At 58.4% G+C, this 20,612-nt stretch carries 13 protein-coding genes and 1 rRNA gene; 4 read left to right on the top strand and 10 right to left on the bottom strand.

The window, feature by feature from the left end; translation table 11 throughout:
• Positions 1 to 2: 2 nt before the first annotated feature.
• From DW112_RS06865 to uvrA, 6 genes are all read right to left on the bottom strand, one after another.
• Positions 3 to 959: an ABC transporter permease gene (locus DW112_RS06865; protein WP_055251823.1), complete on the bottom strand. Its 957-nt coding sequence runs from the start codon at positions 957 to 959 to the stop codon at positions 3 to 5.
• 157 nt (positions 960 to 1,116) lie between these two features.
• Positions 1,117 to 2,730, bottom strand: coding sequence for an ABC transporter substrate-binding protein (locus DW112_RS06860; protein WP_035138897.1), 1,614 nt, complete (start codon positions 2,728 to 2,730; stop codon positions 1,117 to 1,119).
• Positions 2,731 to 3,095: 365 nt separating this feature from the next.
• The gene (gene uvrC / locus DW112_RS06855; protein WP_233545881.1) at positions 3,096 to 5,036 is read right to left on the bottom strand and encodes an excinuclease ABC subunit UvrC; all 1,941 of its coding nucleotides are present in this window, start codon (positions 5,034 to 5,036) and stop codon (positions 3,096 to 3,098) included.
• A 6-nt stretch (positions 5,037 to 5,042) separates the two neighbouring features.
• Complete coding sequence (murJ, locus tag DW112_RS06850; protein ID WP_117564878.1) at positions 5,043 to 6,623, bottom strand: murein biosynthesis integral membrane protein MurJ; 1,581 nt, start codon at positions 6,621 to 6,623, stop codon at positions 5,043 to 5,045.
• Positions 6,624 to 6,728: 105 nt separating this feature from the next.
• A complete protein-coding gene (gene ybaK / locus DW112_RS06845; protein ID WP_117746693.1) occupies positions 6,729 to 7,229 on the bottom strand; it encodes a Cys-tRNA(Pro) deacylase in 501 nt (166 codons plus the stop codon).
• Positions 7,230 to 7,361: 132 nt separating this feature from the next.
• Complete coding sequence (gene uvrA, locus DW112_RS06840; protein WP_118328626.1) at positions 7,362 to 10,241, bottom strand: excinuclease ABC subunit UvrA; 2,880 nt, start codon at positions 10,239 to 10,241, stop codon at positions 7,362 to 7,364.
• 193 nt (positions 10,242 to 10,434) lie between these two features.
• Here uvrA and DW112_RS06835 point away from each other — a divergent pair, with 193 nt between their 5' ends.
• From DW112_RS06835 to DW112_RS06820, 4 genes are all read left to right on the top strand, one after another.
• A complete protein-coding gene (locus tag DW112_RS06835; protein WP_158571735.1) occupies positions 10,435 to 12,588 on the top strand; it encodes an LTA synthase family protein in 2,154 nt (717 codons plus the stop codon).
• Between the two features lie 145 nt (positions 12,589 to 12,733).
• The gene (locus tag DW112_RS06830) at positions 12,734 to 13,564 is read left to right on the top strand and encodes an Mrp/NBP35 family ATP-binding protein (RefSeq protein ID WP_118328624.1); all 831 of its coding nucleotides are present in this window, start codon (positions 12,734 to 12,736) and stop codon (positions 13,562 to 13,564) included.
• On the top strand, positions 13,565 to 14,836 hold the full coding sequence (locus tag DW112_RS06825; protein WP_118328623.1) for an NAD(P)/FAD-dependent oxidoreductase: 1,272 nt from the start codon (positions 13,565 to 13,567) through the stop codon (positions 14,834 to 14,836).
• Positions 14,837 to 14,916: 80 nt separating this feature from the next.
• Positions 14,917 to 16,557 (top strand): NAD(P)/FAD-dependent oxidoreductase, encoded by a 1,641-nt coding sequence (locus DW112_RS06820; RefSeq protein ID WP_118328622.1) that lies wholly within the window; start codon positions 14,917 to 14,919, stop codon positions 16,555 to 16,557.
• Between the two features lie 65 nt (positions 16,558 to 16,622).
• On the opposite strand, the gene uvrB is transcribed toward DW112_RS06820, so the two are convergent.
• The 4 genes from uvrB to rrf all read right to left on the bottom strand — a co-directional run bounded on the left by uvrB (position 16,623) and on the right by rrf (position 20,439).
• Positions 16,623 to 18,863: an excinuclease ABC subunit UvrB gene (uvrB, locus tag DW112_RS06815; RefSeq protein WP_118328621.1), complete on the bottom strand. Its 2,241-nt coding sequence runs from the start codon at positions 18,861 to 18,863 to the stop codon at positions 16,623 to 16,625.
• Between the two features lie 51 nt (positions 18,864 to 18,914).
• Positions 18,915 to 19,496 carry a lytic transglycosylase domain-containing protein gene (locus DW112_RS06810; protein ID WP_118328620.1) on the bottom strand — a complete coding sequence of 194 codons (582 nt, stop codon included), beginning with the start codon at positions 19,494 to 19,496 and terminating at the stop codon, positions 18,915 to 18,917.
• Positions 19,489 to 20,130, bottom strand: a complete 642-nt coding sequence (gene coaE, locus DW112_RS06805; protein WP_118328619.1) for a dephospho-CoA kinase — start codon at positions 20,128 to 20,130, stop codon at positions 19,489 to 19,491. The genes DW112_RS06810 and coaE overlap by 8 nt, the downstream gene beginning before the upstream one ends.
• A gap of 193 nt (positions 20,131 to 20,323) precedes the next feature.
• A 5S ribosomal RNA gene (gene rrf / locus DW112_RS06800) occupies positions 20,324 to 20,439 on the bottom strand.
• Between the last annotated feature and the right edge of the window lie 173 nt (positions 20,440 to 20,612).

The raw sequence follows: 20,612 nt of genomic DNA, 5'->3' as shown, positions 1-20,612 counted from the left end.
ATCTACACCGTCCTGATGCGCGGGTTGATGAGCAGGTAGAGCATGTCAACCACGATGTTGATGATGATGAAGGCAAGAGCAACGACGATAACGACGCCCTGAACCAGGTTCGCCTCGTTGCCCTGAACGCCCTGCAGAATCGCGGTGCCCATGCCGGGGAGGTTGAAGATAACCTCGATGACGACGGCGCCGCCCATGAGGTAACCGATCTTAAGACCGAGGGTGGTGACCGGGGTGATCAGCGCATTGCGAAGAACGTTGATACCGACGACGACCTTCTCGGGAACGCCGGCACCGCGAGCCATACGGACATAGTCCTTGTCGAGCTCCTCGACCATGGCGGTACGCACGATACGAGTCATCTGGCCCGTCAGCGGAAATGCCAAGGCGATGGCGGGCATAATCATGCGGCCCAGATAACCAGCCGGATTCGTGGTGAAGTGAGGCAGAGCACCCGATGCCGGGAGCACCTTAAGGTAGGAAGAGAACAGCAGGATCAACAGAACGGCAAGCCAGAACGACGGGGTTGCCAAGCCGGCGATGGAAAAGACGCGGATCACTTGGTCCGGCCATTTGTCGCGATACAGTGCCGCGATGACGCCGAGCAAAAACGAAACGACCGCACCGATGGCAAGGCCGATGAAGGTCAGCTGCATCGTGACGGGCAGGGCCGTGGAGATGCGCTTGGCAACGGAGTTGCGAGCAGCACCATAGGTGCCCATGTCGCCATGGATCAAATCGCCCATATAGCGCACGTAGCGCACGGGCCAGGGGTCGTCCAGACCATACTTCTCATGGTACTCGGCAACCGCCTCGGGCGAGGCACCGTCACCCAACGCCGTGTAGGCGGGGTCGGTCTTGGAGAACGACATAAGGAAGAACACCAGGACGGTGACGCCCAATGCCATGATCGGCAGCGCCACAAGACGCCTTCCAATCAAACGTAGCAAGTTGTTCACGTTCTCTCCCCTTTCTTTTGTCGGTAGGACCAACTGGTATATGAGTACGGATACTCATTACAAGACCCGAGCGACATCGAGGTCGCCCGGGTCTTTGTTTCAACTATGAGGATACGGTCCCAACGACCGACATCCTGCATACAGACTCAAGCGAGTCTTACGCCTTGACGGTCGCAACGCCCCTGAAGGACATGCTCGTCGTGCCGATGCCCTTGAAGCCATCGAGGGCCTCGCCGTTGGGCGCAGTGGACGGATCGTCCCAGGAAGCGGAGACGGTCTTGACGTGGACAACGGGGTACAGAACGGCGTTGTCGGCAATGATGTCGAAGCACTCGTTCCACTTCTTCTGCTGCTCGTCGCCCTCAGCGGCAAGAGCCTCGTCCATGAGACCGTGGAGCTTCTGCCACTCAGCGGACTCCTTCCACGGGCAACGGGTCTGCATCCAGACGTTGTCGCCGTACCACCAGTTGAGCAGCAGGTCGGGGTCGGCGCCGAAGCAGGAAGGATCGCCAGGGGCAAGGAGGATATCGTAGGCCTCGCCGCCGTCGATGGCAGCGTAGGTGGCCGGCGAGGTATCGGTCTGGATGGTCACATCGAAGCCGAGAGCGTCGAGGTCGTTCTTGACCTGGGCGGCCATGCCCTTAATCTGCTCGTTGTCGGTGGTGCGCAGGGTGATGGCACCCGGGGTGATGCCAGACTCCTCGATGAGCTTCTTAGCCTTCTTGGCGTCGGTCTTGTACACCGTGGAAGCCTCATGATAGTTGGTGAAGCTCTTGGGCAGGTAGCAGCTGGCAGCGGTGGCAAGGCCGGCGAAGGTGTTGCTGACCATCTTCTCGGTGTCGAGCGCATACATGACAGCCTGACGAACCTTGACGTTGTTCCAAGGCTCCTTGGCGACGTTGAACATGATGAAGCGGGTGCCGAAACCCTGAACGTTATCGATCTTGCAGCCGGCGCTCTCGAGCTGGTCGACGGCGTCAGCGGTAACGAGCTCCATAACGAGCGTGGAGCCCTCCTGCTGAGCGGTAACGCGAGCGGTGGGGTCGGTCAGGATGCTGTACTGGATCTTCTTATCCTCGGCAGCATACTCACCGTTGTACTCGGGGTTGGGAACCAGGGTGATCTCGGTATCGGAGATAGAGTCGTACATCCAGGGGCCGGAGCCGATCGGCTGCTTGGCGCGATCCTCCTCGGTCTGGGTGGCCGGGGTAACGCGGACGATGGCCAGACGATCCTTGAGCAGGGAGAAGTTGGGGACCTTGGTCTTGACCGTCACGGTGCTGGCGTCCTTGGCCTCGATGGACTCGAAGGGCTGGAAGAACGGAGCATAGGTAGCGGAAGCGGCGCAAGCGGTGTAGGAGGCAACGACATCGTCAGCGGTGACCTCGGTGCCATCGGAGAACTTGGCGCCCTTGCGGATGGTGACCTCGAAAGTGGTGTCGTCCACAGACTTGGGATCGTCGGTGGCGAGCTCGTTGAAGGTGCTGTAGTCGTGGTAATCGATGCCGTAGAGGCCCTCGACGACGTGCCAGTTAGCACCCAGGCCCACAGCGGAGCCGGTGCTGGCGGGATCGAAGCTGGACGGAGCGTAAGCGGAACCAGCGGTGATCACGCCGCCGCCACGGTTGGCGGAATCGGTGGAACCGGAAGCGGAACCCTCGTCGCTAGAGCTGCCACCGCAGCCGGTGAGACCAAGCCCTGCGACAGCAGCGACGCTGCCGGTGAGGCCGAGGAACGAACGCCTGGACATACCCTTGTTGATGATGGCCATGTCTTCTCCTATCAATAGAGAATCTTACCCGGGAGCACCTAGACGCGCCCCCGCGCAACTTGCGGACGATATATACCTTACCTACCGACGAACCCAACTGAGGTGCCGCGCTCGGCGACCGATACATACATACGCTTGAACGGTATTTACTACCGTTCACCGAATTCATTGACAAACGATTCGCCAGACAGTATGTATCGACGAGGTGAGATATCAGTCTTCGTCAACCCGCAGGATAGCAGGGTTGTTCACCATGGCTAGTCAAACGTTTTAGCGTTAATTAAACCCGAAATCGGCTGGTAATCGCCGTGAAATACATGATTGAAAATCACGCAATCATGTATATCAGTTGTTTAGAGGCGTGTTTAGTTTTCGGATTGCTTTGCCGCCATCTCGGAGCGCTCGGCATTCCACGCAACAAGTGCCTCGTGGACCGCTTTGGCGACATCGGCCGGAACGCCTCGAACTTCTGCAATCTCCTGCTCGCTCGCCGCGCGCAAACGCTTCATCGAGCCAAAATGGCGCATAAGGGCACGTTTTCTGGTGGGCCCCACGCCAGGAACGTCATCGAGTACCGAAACTGTCATGGCCTTGTCGCGCAATTCACGATGGAACGTGATAGCAAATCGGTGGGACTCATCGCGCACCTGTTTAATTAGATAGAGCGAGGCAGACCCGGTCGGCAGCACGACGGGGGTCTCGTCCCAAGGCACAAAAACTTCCTCATCGGCCTTCGCCAAGCCACAAACTGGTATATCGAGCCCAAGAGCCTCAAGTTGCTTGATCGCAGCGGTCAATTGCGGCTTACCGCCATCGACAACGAGCAGATCGGGGCACGAGCCAAAGCGCTCGTCGGCCATGCGCTCGGGAGCATAGCGTCGTCCCAAAACCTCGGACATCGACACGAAGTCGTTTGCCTCATCCAATTCGGTCTGGATTTTAAAACGACGATACTGGCTCTTGTCGGCGCGCCCGTTGGTAAACACCACCATCGAGGCGACCGTAAAGGTGCCATGCAGCGTCGAGATATCGAAGCACTCGATACGCAACGGCGGCGATGGCAGCGCCAACGCACTTTCGAGCTCCAGGAGCGCTTGATTGGTGCGGTCGTCAGCGTACCCCGTTCGCATCATGTAGCGCATGAGGGCATGGCGCGCATTTTTGGATGCCATATCGAGCAGACGGTGCTTTTCGCCACGCTGCGGCCTATGGAGATGGCAGGAACGCTCACGCTTGCCCGCAAGCCACTCCCCCAGCGCCTCCGCATCCTCAAGCTCGACGGAAAGGTTGACCTCAGCTGGAATATCAGCCGTCTCGTCGTAATAGCGCTTAAGAAAGCCCGACTGGAGCTCTTCCTCGTCAACATCAAGACCCTTGTCGAGAATGAACTCGCAGGTGCGAACTGTTCGGCCCTCGCGAACGACGAAGACGCAAGCGGCGGAGATGGTCTCCTCGCGATAGAAACCGATGACATCGATATCGACACTGGAGGGAAAAACGACTTGCTGACGATCGTCCAGACCCCTGATGACCTCCAAACGACGTTTGACGCGTGCCGCGCGCTCAAAGTCGAGCGCCTCAGCGGCATCCGTCATCTCGGAGGTCAGCTCATCGACGACATCCTTGCGATGGCCCGACAAAAAGCGCTCGACACGCTTGACGTTCTTGGCATAGTCTGCCGGGGAAATCGCGCCGACACACGCACCTGGGCCGCGCCCGACATGGTAGTCAAAGCAGGGGCGCCCGTTTTGCGCGCAAATCATATTGACGATGTCTTCCTCGCCCTTGTGGGACTCGACGATACGGCGACAACGACGCCACTCCGCACAGGATGCGGAGCAGATGGGGATAACCTTGCGCAGCGTATCTATCGTCTCACGTGCCGCGCGGCTATCGGTATAAGGTCCAAAATAGCGCGTTCCCGGCTTATGACGCTCACGCGTGTATTTGATAGCGGGATACAGGTCGCCCTTTGTAATGGCGATAAAGGGGTAGCTCTTGTCATCCTTGAGGTCGACGTTAAAGTACGGATGGTACTGGCCAATCAAATTGCGCTCGAGCACCAACGCCTCGTGCTCGGTCTCCACCACGATATAGTCAAAGCTCGCCACCAGCTGCATCATCAGCGGGATCTTCTGGCGCTCGTCCTGCAGCGTCACGTACTGACGCATACGGGCGCGCAGGTTTTTCGCCTTGCCCACGTAGATGACATCGCCCTTGGCGTCTTTCCAAAGGTAGCAGCCGGGCTGCGTGGGAACGCGCGAAACCTGCTCGGCAAGCGTTGGAATGTTGTCGTGACCGGCCACGCGCACCTACTTGCGACGAATCAGCGCCGAGACCTCGGGCATCTTAAGGACGACGGCAAGGCCAAAGGTAACAGCAAGCGAGACGACACCCGCAACGCAAACGTAGCCAAGAGTAATCAGAATCGAGCCGCCAAGTGCCCCGACAAAGTGCTCAAGCGCCCACATGACGCCGGCGCCTGCGGCAGCACCCAGGCCACCGAGCAAAAGGCCAAAGAACCCGCCATGCAGGATAGATTTGACCTGAAGACCACGCAGGCGACGACGCAGCCACCACAGCGAGCAACCGACCAAGATCACGTAGTCGACGACATACGAAAGCGCGATTGCCGGCATACCGAAGCCCAGCACAACGCCAAACAGCAAAACCGAGCCGGCCTGGCCGATGGCGGAATACAGACAATAGCGGCTATAGGGCTTCATGTCGAGCAGGGCAGAGAAGCTCTTCTGCATCAGCACGACCACGCCGTAGAGCGGCAGGGAAAGTGCCAGGTAGATAAGGAACTCCGACACCAGCGCCACACCGGACTCATCGAACTTGCCAGCGCAGTAAATCATGTTGAGCGGACGCGCAAAGACAATCAGGTACAGCGCGAATGGAATCAGGAAGAACAGCATCTGGGCGACGCCACGCGAAATGCCCGTGCGGACGCTGTCGTAATCCTTCTCCTGTGCGTCGTGAGAGAGCTCGGTATAGAGCGCCGTCGAAAGCGAGGCGGCAATCAGCGCGTAGGGCAGCGTGTACCACAGGCGCGCATAGGCGATGACGGAAGGACCGGTCTCGGGCTGGACCACCAGCGCAGCAGCGTTGGTGATAGAAGTCGAGACAAACATGCACACCGTGGCGAGCAGCGTCGGGATACCGAGCGCAATCGTCTGGCGCAGTGCGGGGTCCTTAAAGTCGATATGGATATGGGGATGCACGCCGTGCTTGCCAAGCGCGGGGATCTGACATGCCATCTGAACAAAGACACCGAGGGTCGTACCGGCCGCAATCAAGATGATGCCGGCACGTTCGCCAAACTGTGCGGACACGGGCGCAAAGCCCATAAAGCTCGCAATGACGATCACATTGTTGAGGACCGGGGCAAACGTCGACCAGAAGTAGTCGCGGTGTGCGTTGAGGACGCCCGAAAACACCGAGCCCAAACCATAAAACAGAATCTGGATGGCAAAGAAACGGAACATGAACGCAGCGGTATCCATGCTGCCGCCGTCACCCGAAAGAAACGATTGCGTCCAGATAAAGCCCGGGGCGAACACGGTCCCCAGCAACGAAATGCCACCCAGCACCAATAGCAGAATACCGAGCAGGTTGCCCACGTACTCGTTAGAGGCCTCGCGACCCTGCTCACGCCTCACGCCCATGTACACGGGCAAAAACGCCGTCACGAGCATGCCGCCCATCACGAGTTCGTAGAGCATATTGGGCAGGTTGTTGGCGACCTGATAGGAAGACGAGAGCAGCGACATGCCGATAGCGGCCGCCATTGCCCACGTGCGGATAAAACCGGTGACGCGAGACACGATGGTCAGGATGGTCATAAGCCCGGCGGAACGACCAACCGTGGAGTAGTCCGACGAGCCCATGTCGTCAGTGTCATCTCGCGACGAAGAAGCTTCAGATGAGGGTGTCTGAGGCGCAGATTCTTCTGCAAAATGAGCTCCGCGCTTCAATTCTTCCTGCAGCATCGCTCAGTCCTCTCTCGTAATCGCGGCAACTGTCGCCCCGCAAAATGCAATTAAATCATCAGGTGCAAGCTCGAGCTGATAACCACGCTTGCCTCCCGAAATAAAAATGGTATCCCAAAGGACACATGTCTCATCAATGAGCGTCCTGTAGCGTTTTTTCATACCGACCGGACTGCAGCCGCCGCGAACGTAGCCAGTCGCCGCAAGCAAATCCTTCACATGCATCATGGCCAAGGACTTCTCCCCCGCAGCACGCGCGGCGGACTTTAGATCGAGCTCGTCGGCAACAGGGATGCAGCACACGACATGGTCGTTGGACGGCGTCACGCAGACCAAGGTCTTAAATCCTTGACCGGGCTCCTCGCCAAGCTGCTCCGAAATCGCGACCCCCAGGCCCGCCGACTCATCACCATCGTCTTCATACGTATGTAGAACATAGGAAATGCCAGCGCTTTCCAGCTCGCGCATCGCATTGGTTTTTGGCGTCTTTACAGCCTTTGCCATGACATGTCCTTTCCCTCGCATTCGGACGCAAGGATTAAGTATATGTCCAATTCGGCTGCATACGTCACTTCGACACAGCAAGCGCCATCGAATCACAAGGAGTCGATGGCGCCCATAAACTGAATCGCCTATTTATTGAGCATCAAGTTGAGCCTGACGCTCCCGGTCACGCCTGAGCAACGGCGCCAAAAACTTGCCCGTGTAGCTCTGCGAACATGCCGCGACCTGCTCCGGCGTACCCGAGACCACGACGGTTCCGCCGCCATTGCCGCCCTCGGGACCCATATCGATCAGACGGTCGGCGACCTTGATGACATCGAGATTATGCTCGATTACCAGAACCGTGTTGCCCGCATCGACCAGGCGCTGCAGCACGTCGAGCAACTGGCGGACATCCTCAAAATGGAGACCGGTCGTCGGCTCATCCAGAATGTAGAACGTCTTACCCGTCTGACGGCGGTGAAGTTCCTTGGCGAGCTTTACGCGCTGTGCCTCGCCACCCGAAAGCGTCGTTGCCGGCTGGCCCAAGCTCACATAGCCCAGGCCCACATCGTACAGAGTCTGGAGCTTACGCTTAATTTGAGGAATATTGCCAAAGAAAGCCAGCGCCTCGGTGACGCTCATGTCGAGCACGTCAGAGATGGTCTTACCACGGTAGGTGACCTCAAGCGTCTCGCGATTATAGCGCTTGCCGCCGCAGACCTCGCAGGGAACATAGATATCGGGAAGGAAGTGCATCTCGATCTTAATTTGTCCGTCGCCCTTGCATGCTTCGCAGCGGCCGCCGCTCACGTTAAAGGAGAAACGTCCCGGCGAGTAGCCGCGTGCCTTCGACTCCGGTGTGCTCGCAAACAGCGCGCGCAGATCATCCCACAGGCCAATGTACGTAGCGGGATTGGAACGCGGTGTACGGCCGATCGGCGACTGGTCAATGTCGATCACCTTATCGATGCACTCGATACCCTCGAGCTTTTTGTACGGGCCCACAGGACGCGTCGAGCGATGAATGGCATTCGTAAGAGCAGGCGCGATGGTGTCGGTAACCAGGGAGCTCTTGCCCGATCCCGACACGCCGGTAACGACCGTAAGCGTACCGAACTCAATCTTGGCGGTAACGTTTTTAAGGTTGTTGGCACGGGCGCCCGTGATCTTAAGGCAGCCGCGACCGGGCTTGCGGCGCTTATCGGGAACCCGAATCATTCGCTTGCCAGTCAGGTAGGCACCCGTCATCGAATCGGGGCACGCCATGATATCGGCAGGCGTTCCCGCGGCGACCACGTGTCCGCCGTTCACGCCCGCGCCAGGGCCCATGTCGATCACATAGTCGGCAGCACGAATCGTATCCTCATCATGCTCAACGACGATGACGGTATTGCCGATATCGCGCAGGCGCTCAAGCGTCTTGATCAGGCGCTCGTTATCGCGCTGATGGAGGCCGATCGATGGCTCGTCCAAAATGTACAGGACACCCATGAGGCCGGCGCCGATCTGCGTTGCCAGGCGAATGCGCTGGGCCTCGCCTCCGGAAAGCGTCGCCGAGGCACGGTCGAGGGTCAGATAGTCGAGTCCGACATCGACCAGAAAGCGCAGGCGCTCCAGGATTTCCTTAACGATGCGCCCGCCGATAAATTGTTGGCGCTCGGTAAGCTCCAGGCCCTCAAAAAACTCGAGCGACTCGCGGCACGACAGGCAGCAGACCTCGTAAATGGACTTACCGCCTACGGTAACGGCGAGCATCTCGGGGCGCAGACGAGCACCATGGCAACTCGAGCACGGCTCCTCGCGAATGTACTTCTCCAAGCGCGCCCTGGTGTTCTCATTCGTCGTCTCGTTATAGCGCTCGTACAGGATATTGCGCACGCCCGAGAACTTGGTGTCCCACTGGCTGCGACGCCCATCGAGCTTTTGATAGTCGACCGAAATCTTCTGGTCGCCCATGCCGTCTAAAAACGCGCGACGCACCCGCGGAGGCAGATCCTCCCACGGCGTATCGACGCTCACCTTAAAGTGTTTGCAGACCGCAGCGAAAATCTGCGGATAGTAGTTAGAGTTGCCAAACAGGCTGCCAAAGACCCCGTCGGCGATCGACTTCGAGGGGTCTTCGATTAGCGCTTCGGCATCGACCGTCTTCTTAAAGCCCAGGCCATCGCACTCGGGGCACGCGCCATAGGGCGCGTTGAACGAGAAATCGCGCGGCTGCAGGTCATCGATGGAGTGCCCATGCTCCGGGCACGCCAGCGCCAGCGAATACTCCAGCAACTCGCCTTCGGTCCCCTCGGGAGCGTCGCGGTCGGGCAGCAAGTATACGTTCACATTGCCGTGCGCCAGCGCAGTCGCCTGTTCAACGGACTCGGCAATACGGCCCAGGGAGTTCTCGCGAATCACGATACGGTCGACCACGACCTCGATATCGTGCTTGAATTTCTTATCCAAATCGATAGGGTCATCAAGCGAGCGAACCTCGCCGTCGACGCGCACGCGGCTAAAGCCCTCGGCGCGAAGATCCTCGAACAGCTTGGCATACTCGCCCTTACGACCGCGAACCACCGGTGCCAGCACGAACGCGCGGCGGCCCTCCCCCGCAGCCAGGACTTTATCGGCAACCTGGTCGGTCGTCTGGCGCTCGATTATGCGACCGCACTCGGGGCAGTGCGGCGTACCGACGCGAGCAAACAGCAGTCGCAGGTAGTCATAAATCTCGGTTACGGTGCCCACCGTCGATCGAGGATTCTTGGATGTCGTCTTTTGATCGATCGAAACAGCCGGCGAAAGGCCGTCGATCGAGTCCAGATCGGGTTTGTCCATCTGGCCCAAAAACTGACGCGCATAGCTCGACAGGCTCTCGACGTAGCGGCGCTGGCCCTCGGCATAGATCGTGTCGAACGCCAGCGAGCTCTTGCCCGAGCCGGAAAGGCCGGTAATGACCACGAGCTGGTCGCGTGGAATGGATACATCGATATCGCGCAAGTTGTGCTCGCGCGCACCGCGAATAACGATAGAGGAATCAGACATGGAAGCTCCTTGCCTCCTATAACTTCAAATCACACCGTCGATGAGTTTAGCGCACTCAACGCGCACAGATGTTCGTGATACAAGATTCGCAGACCTTTAGCTTTGCGTATCGGGCGCTTTGTTTCTCGAAATGCCGTGGAAAGGTTACAGTAATCTAATGCTGAACTTAATTTGCTGTACCAGAGGAACGTCCATGACCGAAGATATCCCCCTTGAAATCACTTCGAGCGACATGGCCAATCTGCCCATATTCATCGCCGTCCTTATCGTGGCCGCCGTCGTCGTGCGCGTGTATTTTTCAATCAAACGCAACGAAAAGCCACCCATTGCCCGCGTCTTTTGGTGCGCGACGCTCCTCATCCCGCTCGGCGTGGTAGCTGCATGGGTTACGAATCAATTGCTCGTAAATGAGGGCAGCTCCCTATGGGTCCTTTCTTATTCGGCGCTCGGTGCTGCCGCCGTCATGCTTCTTGTCGAGCCCTTGGTTTCGGGACTTATCGACCAAACCGACCTTGCGACGGGAACGGTTGCCTGTATTTGCCGTGACATCCTTGTCATCGCCGCTGTTTCAGCGCTCTCGTTCGTTTCACTCGAAATTGCCTGCAACGAAACGTTCTATCGCATTCCCGCCAACTCATTCGGGTTTTCCGTCGGGCTGCTCGCGACGGTTCTGCTCTCCCTTTATTTGGTGGGGCAGCGTCATGGAGGCGTCATGGCCCTCGTGCCCGTCGTCTGTTGCATCCTTGGCATTGCCGAGCACTTCGTCATAACGTTTAAAGGCGAAGCCATCCTGCCAAGCGATATCTTGGCCCTTGGCACCGCAATGGAAGTGAGCGAGGGATACGAGTTTACCTTTACCGCCGGAATCGTAACCTCTCTCGCCCTGCTGGAGATTTCCCTGGGGCTTCTTTCGCTCATCCGACCGCGAAAGCTCCGTACGCCCACCCATGTCTTCCCCGCTATCGCCGCTAACCTCTGTGCTTTTCTGCTAGTGACCGTTGTGGGGCTCTCAGGCTTTTCCAACATCGACTTGGAGCAGGCGCTGGATTTTGGATTTGACCGTTGGCAGCCCATCACCACGTATGCGTCTCAGGGTTTTATCACTTCGTTCACCGAAATGGTCAACGAGTTGCCCATTGAGAAGCCCGAAGACTATACGCCCGATGAGGCGCAGAGCATCGAGCAGGAGCTCGCCACCGTCTACGACAGCACATATGGCTCGAGCGAACAGCGCGCGGCGGCCGTTGCCCAGTTCAATGAAATCAAGCCGACGATTGTTGCCGTCATGAACGAGAGTTTTAGCGACCTTTCGTGCTTTGAGCAGCTCCAGGCGGCCGGGTACACCGGCCCCGCATTCTACAACTCGCTTCCCGACACACTTGTTCGCGGCACCATGCTCGCTTCGGTCGCCGGTGGCGGAACGGCGAACTCCGAATTCGAATTTTTGACCGGAGCGACAACGGCCTTTGTCGGATTAGGCAAAATTCCCTATCAACTGTATCAGATGAATGGCGTCAACAACCTGGCAAAGGACCTTAAAGAGCTTGGGTATACCGCTACCGCTATGCACCCGCAAAACCCCGTCAACTACCATCGAGATAAAATCTATCAGCAGCTGGGCTTTGGAGACTTTCTTTCAATCGGCGATTTCGAAGGTGCGCCCTATTACCATGCCGGCGTATGCGACTACGCCACCTACGACAAGATACTCGACCTGCTTAGAACCGACGAAGCGCCGCAGTTCATCTTTGACGTCACGATGCAAAATCACGGCGGCTACGACTATGGCACCGTTCCCGCCGAAGAGCTGACAAACTATTGGGTCGAGGGAGCCAGCGAGGGCGCCAACAGCGCGCTCAACACCTATCTCACCTGCATCAACGCATCCGACCGGGACCTCGAGTACTTTATCAACGAGCTCCGCAATATCGGCAGACCGGTTGTTCTTGTCTTTTTTGGCGACCATCAGCCGAGCGCCGCAACGACTCTCAACGACGAGCTGTACCCTCAGGAAGATACGGCAAGCCACGCTTTCCGTATCTATCAGTCGACATATCTCGTCTGGGCTAACTATGAGATCGCCGGCAATACCGAGCTCAACGTCTACGACACCGTCGGGGCAAACGAGATTGCAGCCATTACCCTTAATAAGATCGGCGCCCCGCTCACCAATTACCAAAAGGCCCTGCTTGCGACAAGGTCAGATGTGCCCACCATCAATGTCGCCGGCTATCTCGGTGCCGACGGGCTGCGCTACGACTTGGAATCGGAAGACAGCCCATACGCCTCGACGATCGACAAGCTGCAGCGCATGCAGTACCTCGAGTTCGCCAGCAAAGTTCAGTAAGCCCGCCCATTCGCTTGGGCCCATCATATTGCAAGCGCACTCGGCCCAAATGCATCGCAAATGACTCCCGCTCGCAAACGAGGGTACAATGACGCTCGTGTCACATCGCGGGGCCCCGGCCCCAGCATATACAAAGGAGTCATACATGGGTTGCGAACACGCACAGGCCGCCGGCGGACAAACGTCGCCATCGCAATTTGAGGAGAACACGCTGTCCGAGGTCAAGCGCGTCATCGCCGTGCTTTCCGGCAAGGGCGGTGTCGGCAAGTCGTTTGTCACCGGCGCCATCGCCACCGAGCTTGCCCGTCACGGCCACAAGGTCGGCGTCCTCGATGCCGACATCACCGGTCCCTCTATCCCCAAGATGTTCGGTATGAGCGGACGCCACGTCCATGCCCTTGGCAACCTTATGCTGCCCGAAATCTCCGAGCACGGCGTCAAGGTCATGAGCTCCAACCTGCTGCTCCAAAACGAGACCGACCCCGTCCTTTGGCGCGGTCCGGTCATCGCAGGCGCCATTAGGCAGTTCTGGAGCGAGACCTCGTGGGGCCCCATCGACTACCTGCTGGTCGACATGCCTCCGGGAACAGGCGACGTCGCGCTCACCGTCTTCCAGTCGCTGCCGGTCGACGGCATCGTCATCGTCACGAGCCCGCAGGATCTGGTCTCGATGATCGTCGCCAAGGCGGTCAACATGGCCGAGAAGATGAACGTCCCCATTCTGGGCATTGTCGAGAACATGAGCTATATTGAGTGCCCCGACTGCGGCAAGAAAATCGAGGTCTTTGGCAAGAGCAAGCTCTCCGAGGTCGCAGAGCGCTATAACCTCGACATCTTGGGCCAGCTTCCCATTAATCCGGTACTCGCCGAGGCCTGCGATAAGGGCGAGGTCGAGACCGCGCTGCCCGATGGCATGTTGCCCAAGGCAGTCTCTGCCGTCGAGGCTATTACCCCGCACGAGACCGACGAGGCCTAAGTGAACGCGAGCGCCTTCTATGACGTCTTGGTAATCGGCGGCGGGGCTTCAGGCCTCGCCGCCGCCATTACGGCCGCACGCGCTGGCAAAAGCGTCTGCATCGTTGAGCGCGATGTCGCCTGCGGCCTCAAGCTCCTTGCGACCGGTAACGGCCGCTGCAACCTCTCCAACGAATCAATTGATCCTCAGCGGTATAACCACCCCGCATTCGTCGAATCCGTCATGGGCCCCCAGCCCGAACAAGAGCTTATGGGTTTCTTCTCCTCGCTGGGTATCATGACAACCTCCGAGGAAGGCCGGCTGTACCCGCGCTCCCTTCGCGCCGAATCGGTGCGCGACGCGCTTCTCAACGTTTGCGACCGCCTAGGTATCACCTTAATCTGCGGAGCCAACGTTGCCTCGGCGCACAAAGCTTCCGAAGGCTGGACACTCCAAATAGACCGTCCAGCGCGGGCACTCAAGGCAAAAAAGCACGACGACCGAAAATCGGAGCTCCGCTCGCTTCGGAAAGCGCTCGCCGATGTCCCTCGCAAGAACGAGGCCCTGGAGGCACATGCCGTAATTATCGCCACGGGTGGCAACCCCACCGGTATCGCTGATACGTTTCGCCTCCCCCTCACTTCGCTGCGCCCCATCCTCTGCCCCGTATCGGCAACGGTCGTCGGCGATCGGGCGGCACTCAAGACGTTGGATGGCCTGCGCGTCCGCGCCCGCTTGACGCTCGCCCGCAATCATAATGAGCTCTGGCACGAAGACGGTGAAGTCCTGTTTCGAACCTTTGGCATCTCGGGTGTCGCTGTCTTCAACCTCTCCCGTCGTATCCAGCGCGGCGATACGATCCTGCTCGACGTTTTCCCCGACCTCTCCAAAGACGAGCTGCTCGATATGCTCAACCGGCGCGTTGAGCTGCTCGGCGGCTTTTCGCCCCGCGATCCCCGTTGGCTCGACGGCATGCTCGCCCCGCAACTCTCCCGCGTCGTCTGCACGGCGTTCGAGCAGTGCCATCCAGGCTCCAACGGTCTCATCCACCTGGTCTCGATCCTCAAGCACTTTAAGTTGCTCGTCGAGGGAACAGCCGAGGAGCGCTCGGCGCAGGTCACGCGTGGTGGCGTATCTGTCGAGAGCATCTCAACACCCAGTCTACGCGCGCGCAGCGCTGTCGATGCCCCGCTTTACGTCTGCGGCGAAGCGCTCGACATCGACGCCGATTGCGGAGGCTTTAACCTTGCGTGGGCCTGGCTCTCGGGCATTCGCGCTGCAAGCAGCCTGTAGCCGCTCAGTCTATAATCAAAAACGCATTCGGGCCGTCTGGGATACCGGACGGCCTCTTTCTTGCCTCTAAGGAGACCTCGATGATCGAAATCACCCAAGTCAACGCGTCACTCGATGAAGCCGGCGATGAAAATGCCTGCCTCATTGTTGGCAAGCGAGTCGCCAAGCGCGTCCTACGTTGCAAGGACTCCGAGATCAAGTCCATCGAGCTCCACCGCAAGTCAATCGACGCTCGCAAAAAACGAGACGTCCATTTTATCCTGAGCTTTCGTGTTGAGCTGACTAGTCCCCACCTCGAGCGAGAAGCGGTCGACAGCGTTGCCAAGCGTGACCGCTCGCGCGTACGCGCGATAGAAGACGATGAGCCTTCATTCCCCTCCCCCGTCTCCGACGCACCTCAAGAACGCCCTGTCGTTGTCGGCGCCGGATGCGCCGGCCTTTTCGCTGCGCTCACGCTCGCCGAAGCAGGTCTTAAGCCCTTGCTTATCGAGCGCGGCGACCCGGCATTTCGCCGCTCGCAGGCGATCGACCTCTTTCTAAAGGAGCGCATCCTCGACCCCGAGAGCAATATCCAGTTTGGTCTGGGCGGCGCGGGGACCTTCTCGGACGGCAAGCTCAATACGGGAACAAAAAATCCCGCCCATCGCCTTATCCTCGAAACCTTCGTCGAGGCGGGTGCACCCCGCGTTATTCTGTGGGATGCCAAGCCGCACATTGGCTCCGACATCCTTCCCAAGGTTGTCACCGCTATATCCCAGCGCATCGAGCAGCTCGGAGGTGTCGTCCGTTATCGAACGAAGCTCGTCGACATTCGCATCGACGCGTCTGGCGCCATCACCGGTATTGATGTCCAATCGTCCCAAGACGCCGCTTACGAGCCAATCGAGACAAAGCACCTCATCCTCGCCTGCGGGCATTCTGCTCGCGATATTTTTGAGCTCCTTAAGGACCACAACGTGGCCCTCGCACAAAAGACCTTTGCCATGGGCGTTCGCATCGAGCATCCGCAACGCGACATCGACCGAGCCCAATATGGAGCCTCGGCGGGACATCCAGCGCTCGGGGCGGCCCCCTACAAACTTGTTGCCCATCTTCCCAACGGCCGCAGCGTGTTCTCGTTTTGCATGTGCCCCGGCGGACAGGTTGTTGCCGCCTCTTCAGAACCGTGCCATCTGTGCGTCAACGGGGCCAGTCTCAATGCCCGCGACGGACGCAACGCAAATGCCGCCCTGCTCGTTAACGTCACGCCTGAGGACCTTCCCAACGATGACCCGCTCGCCGGCATCGAGCTCCAGCGTGCCTGCGAGGCGGCCGCCTATCGCCTGGGCGGTTCCAACTGGAACGCACCGGCACAACTCGTCGGAGATTTCCTCGCAGGGCGCGCCAGCAAGGCGCCCGGAAAGGTAAAGCCCACCTATCCGCTCGGTGTGACCTGGACGGCAATTGACGAAGCCCTACCGCAACATATCGTCGAGTCGCTCCGCCTGGGACTTCCCCTACTCGGAAAAAAGCTACGAGGCTACGACCGTCCCGATGCCGTTCTTACCGGCGTGGAGACTCGCTCGAGCTCACCGGTCACTGTCACCCGAGACCGAACGTGCCATGCCGTGTCGACCCCGGGTCTCTACCCTTGCGGTGAGGGAGCTGGATATGCCGGCGGCATCATGAGCGCGGCCACCGACGGCATTCGTTGTGCCGAAGCCCTGATCGCAGACCTCTAACGCACGAATTCCAGCGCGCAAAAGACATAGGCCCCGAGCTCCACAGGGAACTCGGGACCTGTTTGCTATTTCTTAAACCGTGCACCCTGGCGTTTTCTGCCCGATGCGAAAGTGGAACCCTTGCGGGCCTGCGAACGTAAGCGCTCGATCGTCTCGTCCTCAGACGCACCCTCGAGCATCGCCCGAATCTGAACGACGGCATCGCGCAGGCGCGCCGCCTCCTCAAAGTCCATGGCGGCAGAAGCGTTACGCATATCCTCTTCCATGGTTTCGACGATCCGCACAAGCTCGTCATGCGGCAGTTCTTCCAACTGTTCCGCAAGTGTCTGCTCGGGCGCCACCGTTTCCGGCACACCGCCCTCGCCCGGCTCATCGGGCGTATAGAATGCGCCATGGCCAAGAGAGTCGCCCTTCGAGCGTCCCTTGGAGCCCACAGTTTTTTCGGCCTCGGCAATAAAACTTGAGATGTCGTTGATGGCCTTGCGCACTGTCTTGGGCACAATGCCATGTTCTTCGTTATATGCCATCTGAATCTCGCGACGGCGCTGCGTCTCCTCGATGGCCCCTTTCATCGAATCGGTCACAACGTCTGCATACATGATGACTTCGCCATCGGCGTTACGGGCCGCACGGCCAATCGTCTGAATCAGCGAACGGCGGTTGCGCAAGAAGCCTTCCTTATCGGCATCGAGAATTGCCACCAGTGAGACCTCGGGAAGATCCAAGCCCTCGCGAAGCAGGTTGATGCCAACGAGAACATCGATCTTGCCCTCGCGCAGCGTTCGCAAGATCTCGACACGGTCCATTGTCGCCGTATCAGAGTGCATGTAATTGACCTTAATGCCCGCGTCGAGCAGATGGTCGGTCAGGTCCTCGGCCATGCGCTTGGTCAACGTGGTCACCAGCACGCGCTCCTTGCGGGCAACGCGCTCGCGAATCTCGTCCTCAAGATCGTCAATCTGGCCTCGGACCGGACGAACGTCGATCTTGGGATCGAGCAGACCGGTCGGACGAATAATCTGCTCAACGTCGTTCTGGCTAACCCGCAGCTCATAGTCGCCCGGCGTGGCCGAAACATAGATAAACTGGGGGATCCTTGCCTCAAACTCATCGAAACGAAGCGGGCGGTTATCGAGCGCCGAGGGCAGGCGAAAACCGTGTTCCACCAGCGTCACCTTACGCGAGCGGTCACCTTCGTGCATGCCGCGAATCTGCGGCACTGTCACATGGCTCTCATCGATGATGCAGAGCATATCCTTGGGAAAGTAATCGATCAGGGTAAACGGCGGCTCGCCCGGCTTGCGACCGTCCAGATGACGCGAGTAGTTCTCGATGCCGTTGCAAAAGCCCATCGTCTCGAGCATCTCAAGATCATAATCGGTGCGCTGCTGCAGACGCTGCGCCTCGAGCAACTTGTCGGTCGCCTTGAGCTCCGCCACGCGCTTCTCGCACTCTTCGCCGATCGATTTCAGAGCCGCCTTGACCTTCGGCTTCTCGGTCACGTAGTGCGATGCCGGCCATACGGGGATGGCCTCGTACTCACGCAGCATCTCACCGGTGACCTCATCGATCTCGGCAATCAGCTCGACCTCGTCGCCAAAGAACTCAAACCGCAACGGATGCTCGGCATAAGGCGGATACACGTCGACAACATCGCCGCGCACGCGGAACGTGCCGCGTGCCAGGTCATAGTCATTGCGATCATATTGAATGTCGATAAGTGCATGGATAAAGTCATCGCGCTCGAGCGGCACCTTCTTGTCGACGTTCGGGGCTAGGCCCGCATAGTCCTCAGGAGAGCCAATGCCATAGATACACGAGACCGATGCGACGACGATCACATCTCGTCGAGAGAGCAGCGATGCGGTCGCCTGATGGCGCAGCATCTCGACCTCTTCGTTAATCGATGAGTCTTTCTCGATATATGTATCACTTTGCGGCACATACGCCTCGGGCTGATAGTAGTCGTAGTACGAGACGAAGTAGACCACAGCGTTATTGGGAAAGAACTCTTTGAGCTCGCTCGCAAGCTGAGCGGCAAGCGTTTTATTCGGAGCCATGACCAGCGTCGGCTTTCCCAGGGCCTCAATAGTCTTTGCCATCGTGAAGGTCTTGCCCGAACCAGTCACGCCCAGCAAAACCTGATAGCGATCTCCGTCCCTCACGCCCTGCACAAGCGACTCAATGGCCTTGGGCTGGGAACCGGCAGGCTCATAGGGGGAAACGACTTCAAACGGCACCTCAGCGCCCTCAACGCCAAAGCGCTTAAGTTCACCACCAACGCGTTCTACTTCAAATTCCGCCATGGATACTCCTAACTCATACATCTGCAGTATACGCAGGCGGTGGGCTTAGTCCTATACGAACCGATCGGGATAGAGAGTCTTATATCGAACCCAGGCATTATTGACGCGAATCAGATAAGCCTGAGTTTCAGGGAAGGTAATCGCATTATGGAGTGACGTGTTCTGCTGCGCCCATCCGTCGACATTGCCCATACCGGCGTTATAGGCGGCGATGGCACTATCCGTCGACCCGTTGAAATAGGTGAGAAGATACGAGAGGTATGCGCAGCCAAACTCGATATTCGTAGCCGGATCGTTAAGATTGTCGGCCGAATACACCTCTCCGTCGACAAGGCCCTTGGCGATCATATCCTGGGCAGTCTCGGGCATCAGCTGCATCAATCCCTGAGCACCCTGATTCGACTCGGCCTCGGGATCCCAATTCGATTCCGACTTAATGACAGCGCACACCAGATACGGATCCAGATTATGCGAAATACTGGATTGCTTTACATATGCCTCGTAGTCAATCGGATACAGTGGCTTAAAGAAAGCGGCAGGAGCACACGAGTAGACGAGCGAAATAAGGCCGAAGACGAACACAACGGCAAGTGGCGCCACGCGATACCACGTAAAGAAACGTGCCTTAGGCATCGGCCTCCTCCTTGTCCGCAGTATCTATAAACCCGTGGCATGCAAGCCATGAGTCAAGCTGCTCAAAGAGCGAATTATCGCCAGCGGCATTATCAATCACCGTTGTAGCGAGATTGCAGAGCGCAGACTCTTCGGGCTGGCAAGCAGAACGAGCATCGAAATCGGATGGCTCCATGCCACGTTGAATAGCGCGCTCGCGACGAACTGACAAAGGGGCGCTAATGACCAGAATTTCATCAGCCAAGCCAAATGCATCCTCAAAACCAGTCGGAGCAGAAACCTCGACCACCGCAAAGGGATAACGGGGAGATGAAACCGTACAACAAACCGGATCGAGAATCCTAAGCGAAAGCTGTTCAATCAGAACGGGATGCACGATGCCATTGAGCCGTGTGACCGAATCAGGAGAAGCGAAAGCTCGAGAAGCGAGGATGCTGCGGCGAATGCCGCCTATCTCATCCAAAATGTCCCAACCGAATTCATCCGCAAGAGCGTTAACGATATCAGAGCCCGGCACATACAGCGATTTTGCAAGCTCATCCAGATCGATAAGCATAGCGCCACGAGATTCGAAATAGCGGCAGGCAGTCGACTTACCCGAAGCAATATTGCCCAAGACAAAAACGGTAAACATCAAGTCCTCCCTTACGCCAATGGGAGTTATTATCGCGCAAATAGAAAAGAAGGACTCAAAATACAGCCAAACAGTAAGACAAGCTAAACGAAGGCAAGTTCTTGTATTACAGTTCTCTATCAAACGCAAAAAAGGGGGAGGCCGCGAGGCCTCCCCCTTCTTCAGTTTCGTTGACGGCTCGGTGCCGTCCACCGGTCAGCGGCGCCCTGGCCTCCCACGGGCTCACCCCGCAGTACTCTCGGCGCGATGGGGCTTAGCTTCCGGGTTCGGAACGGGACCGGGCGTGCCCCCCATGCTCTGGCCGCTGACCGGTGGGCGGCGCCCACCGTTACGGTGTCCGGGTGTCTACTCACGTGCCCTGGGGGCCGCATGGCGCATAGGGGAGGTGACTCGGGGGCATCCTCGTGCCCGGACCGCGCATGAGCGCATGTCCCGCGGGCCGCGAGGTGCGGTTCCGGAAGAGCTCGGGCGATTAGTGCGGC

The sequence above is a fragment of the Collinsella sp. AM09-41 genome, from assembly GCF_003473245.1.
Lineage (GTDB): Bacteria > Actinomycetota > Coriobacteriia > Coriobacteriales > Coriobacteriaceae > Collinsella.
Note: the sequence above shows the minus strand (reverse complement) of the source record. Positions and strands in the feature narration are given on the sequence as shown.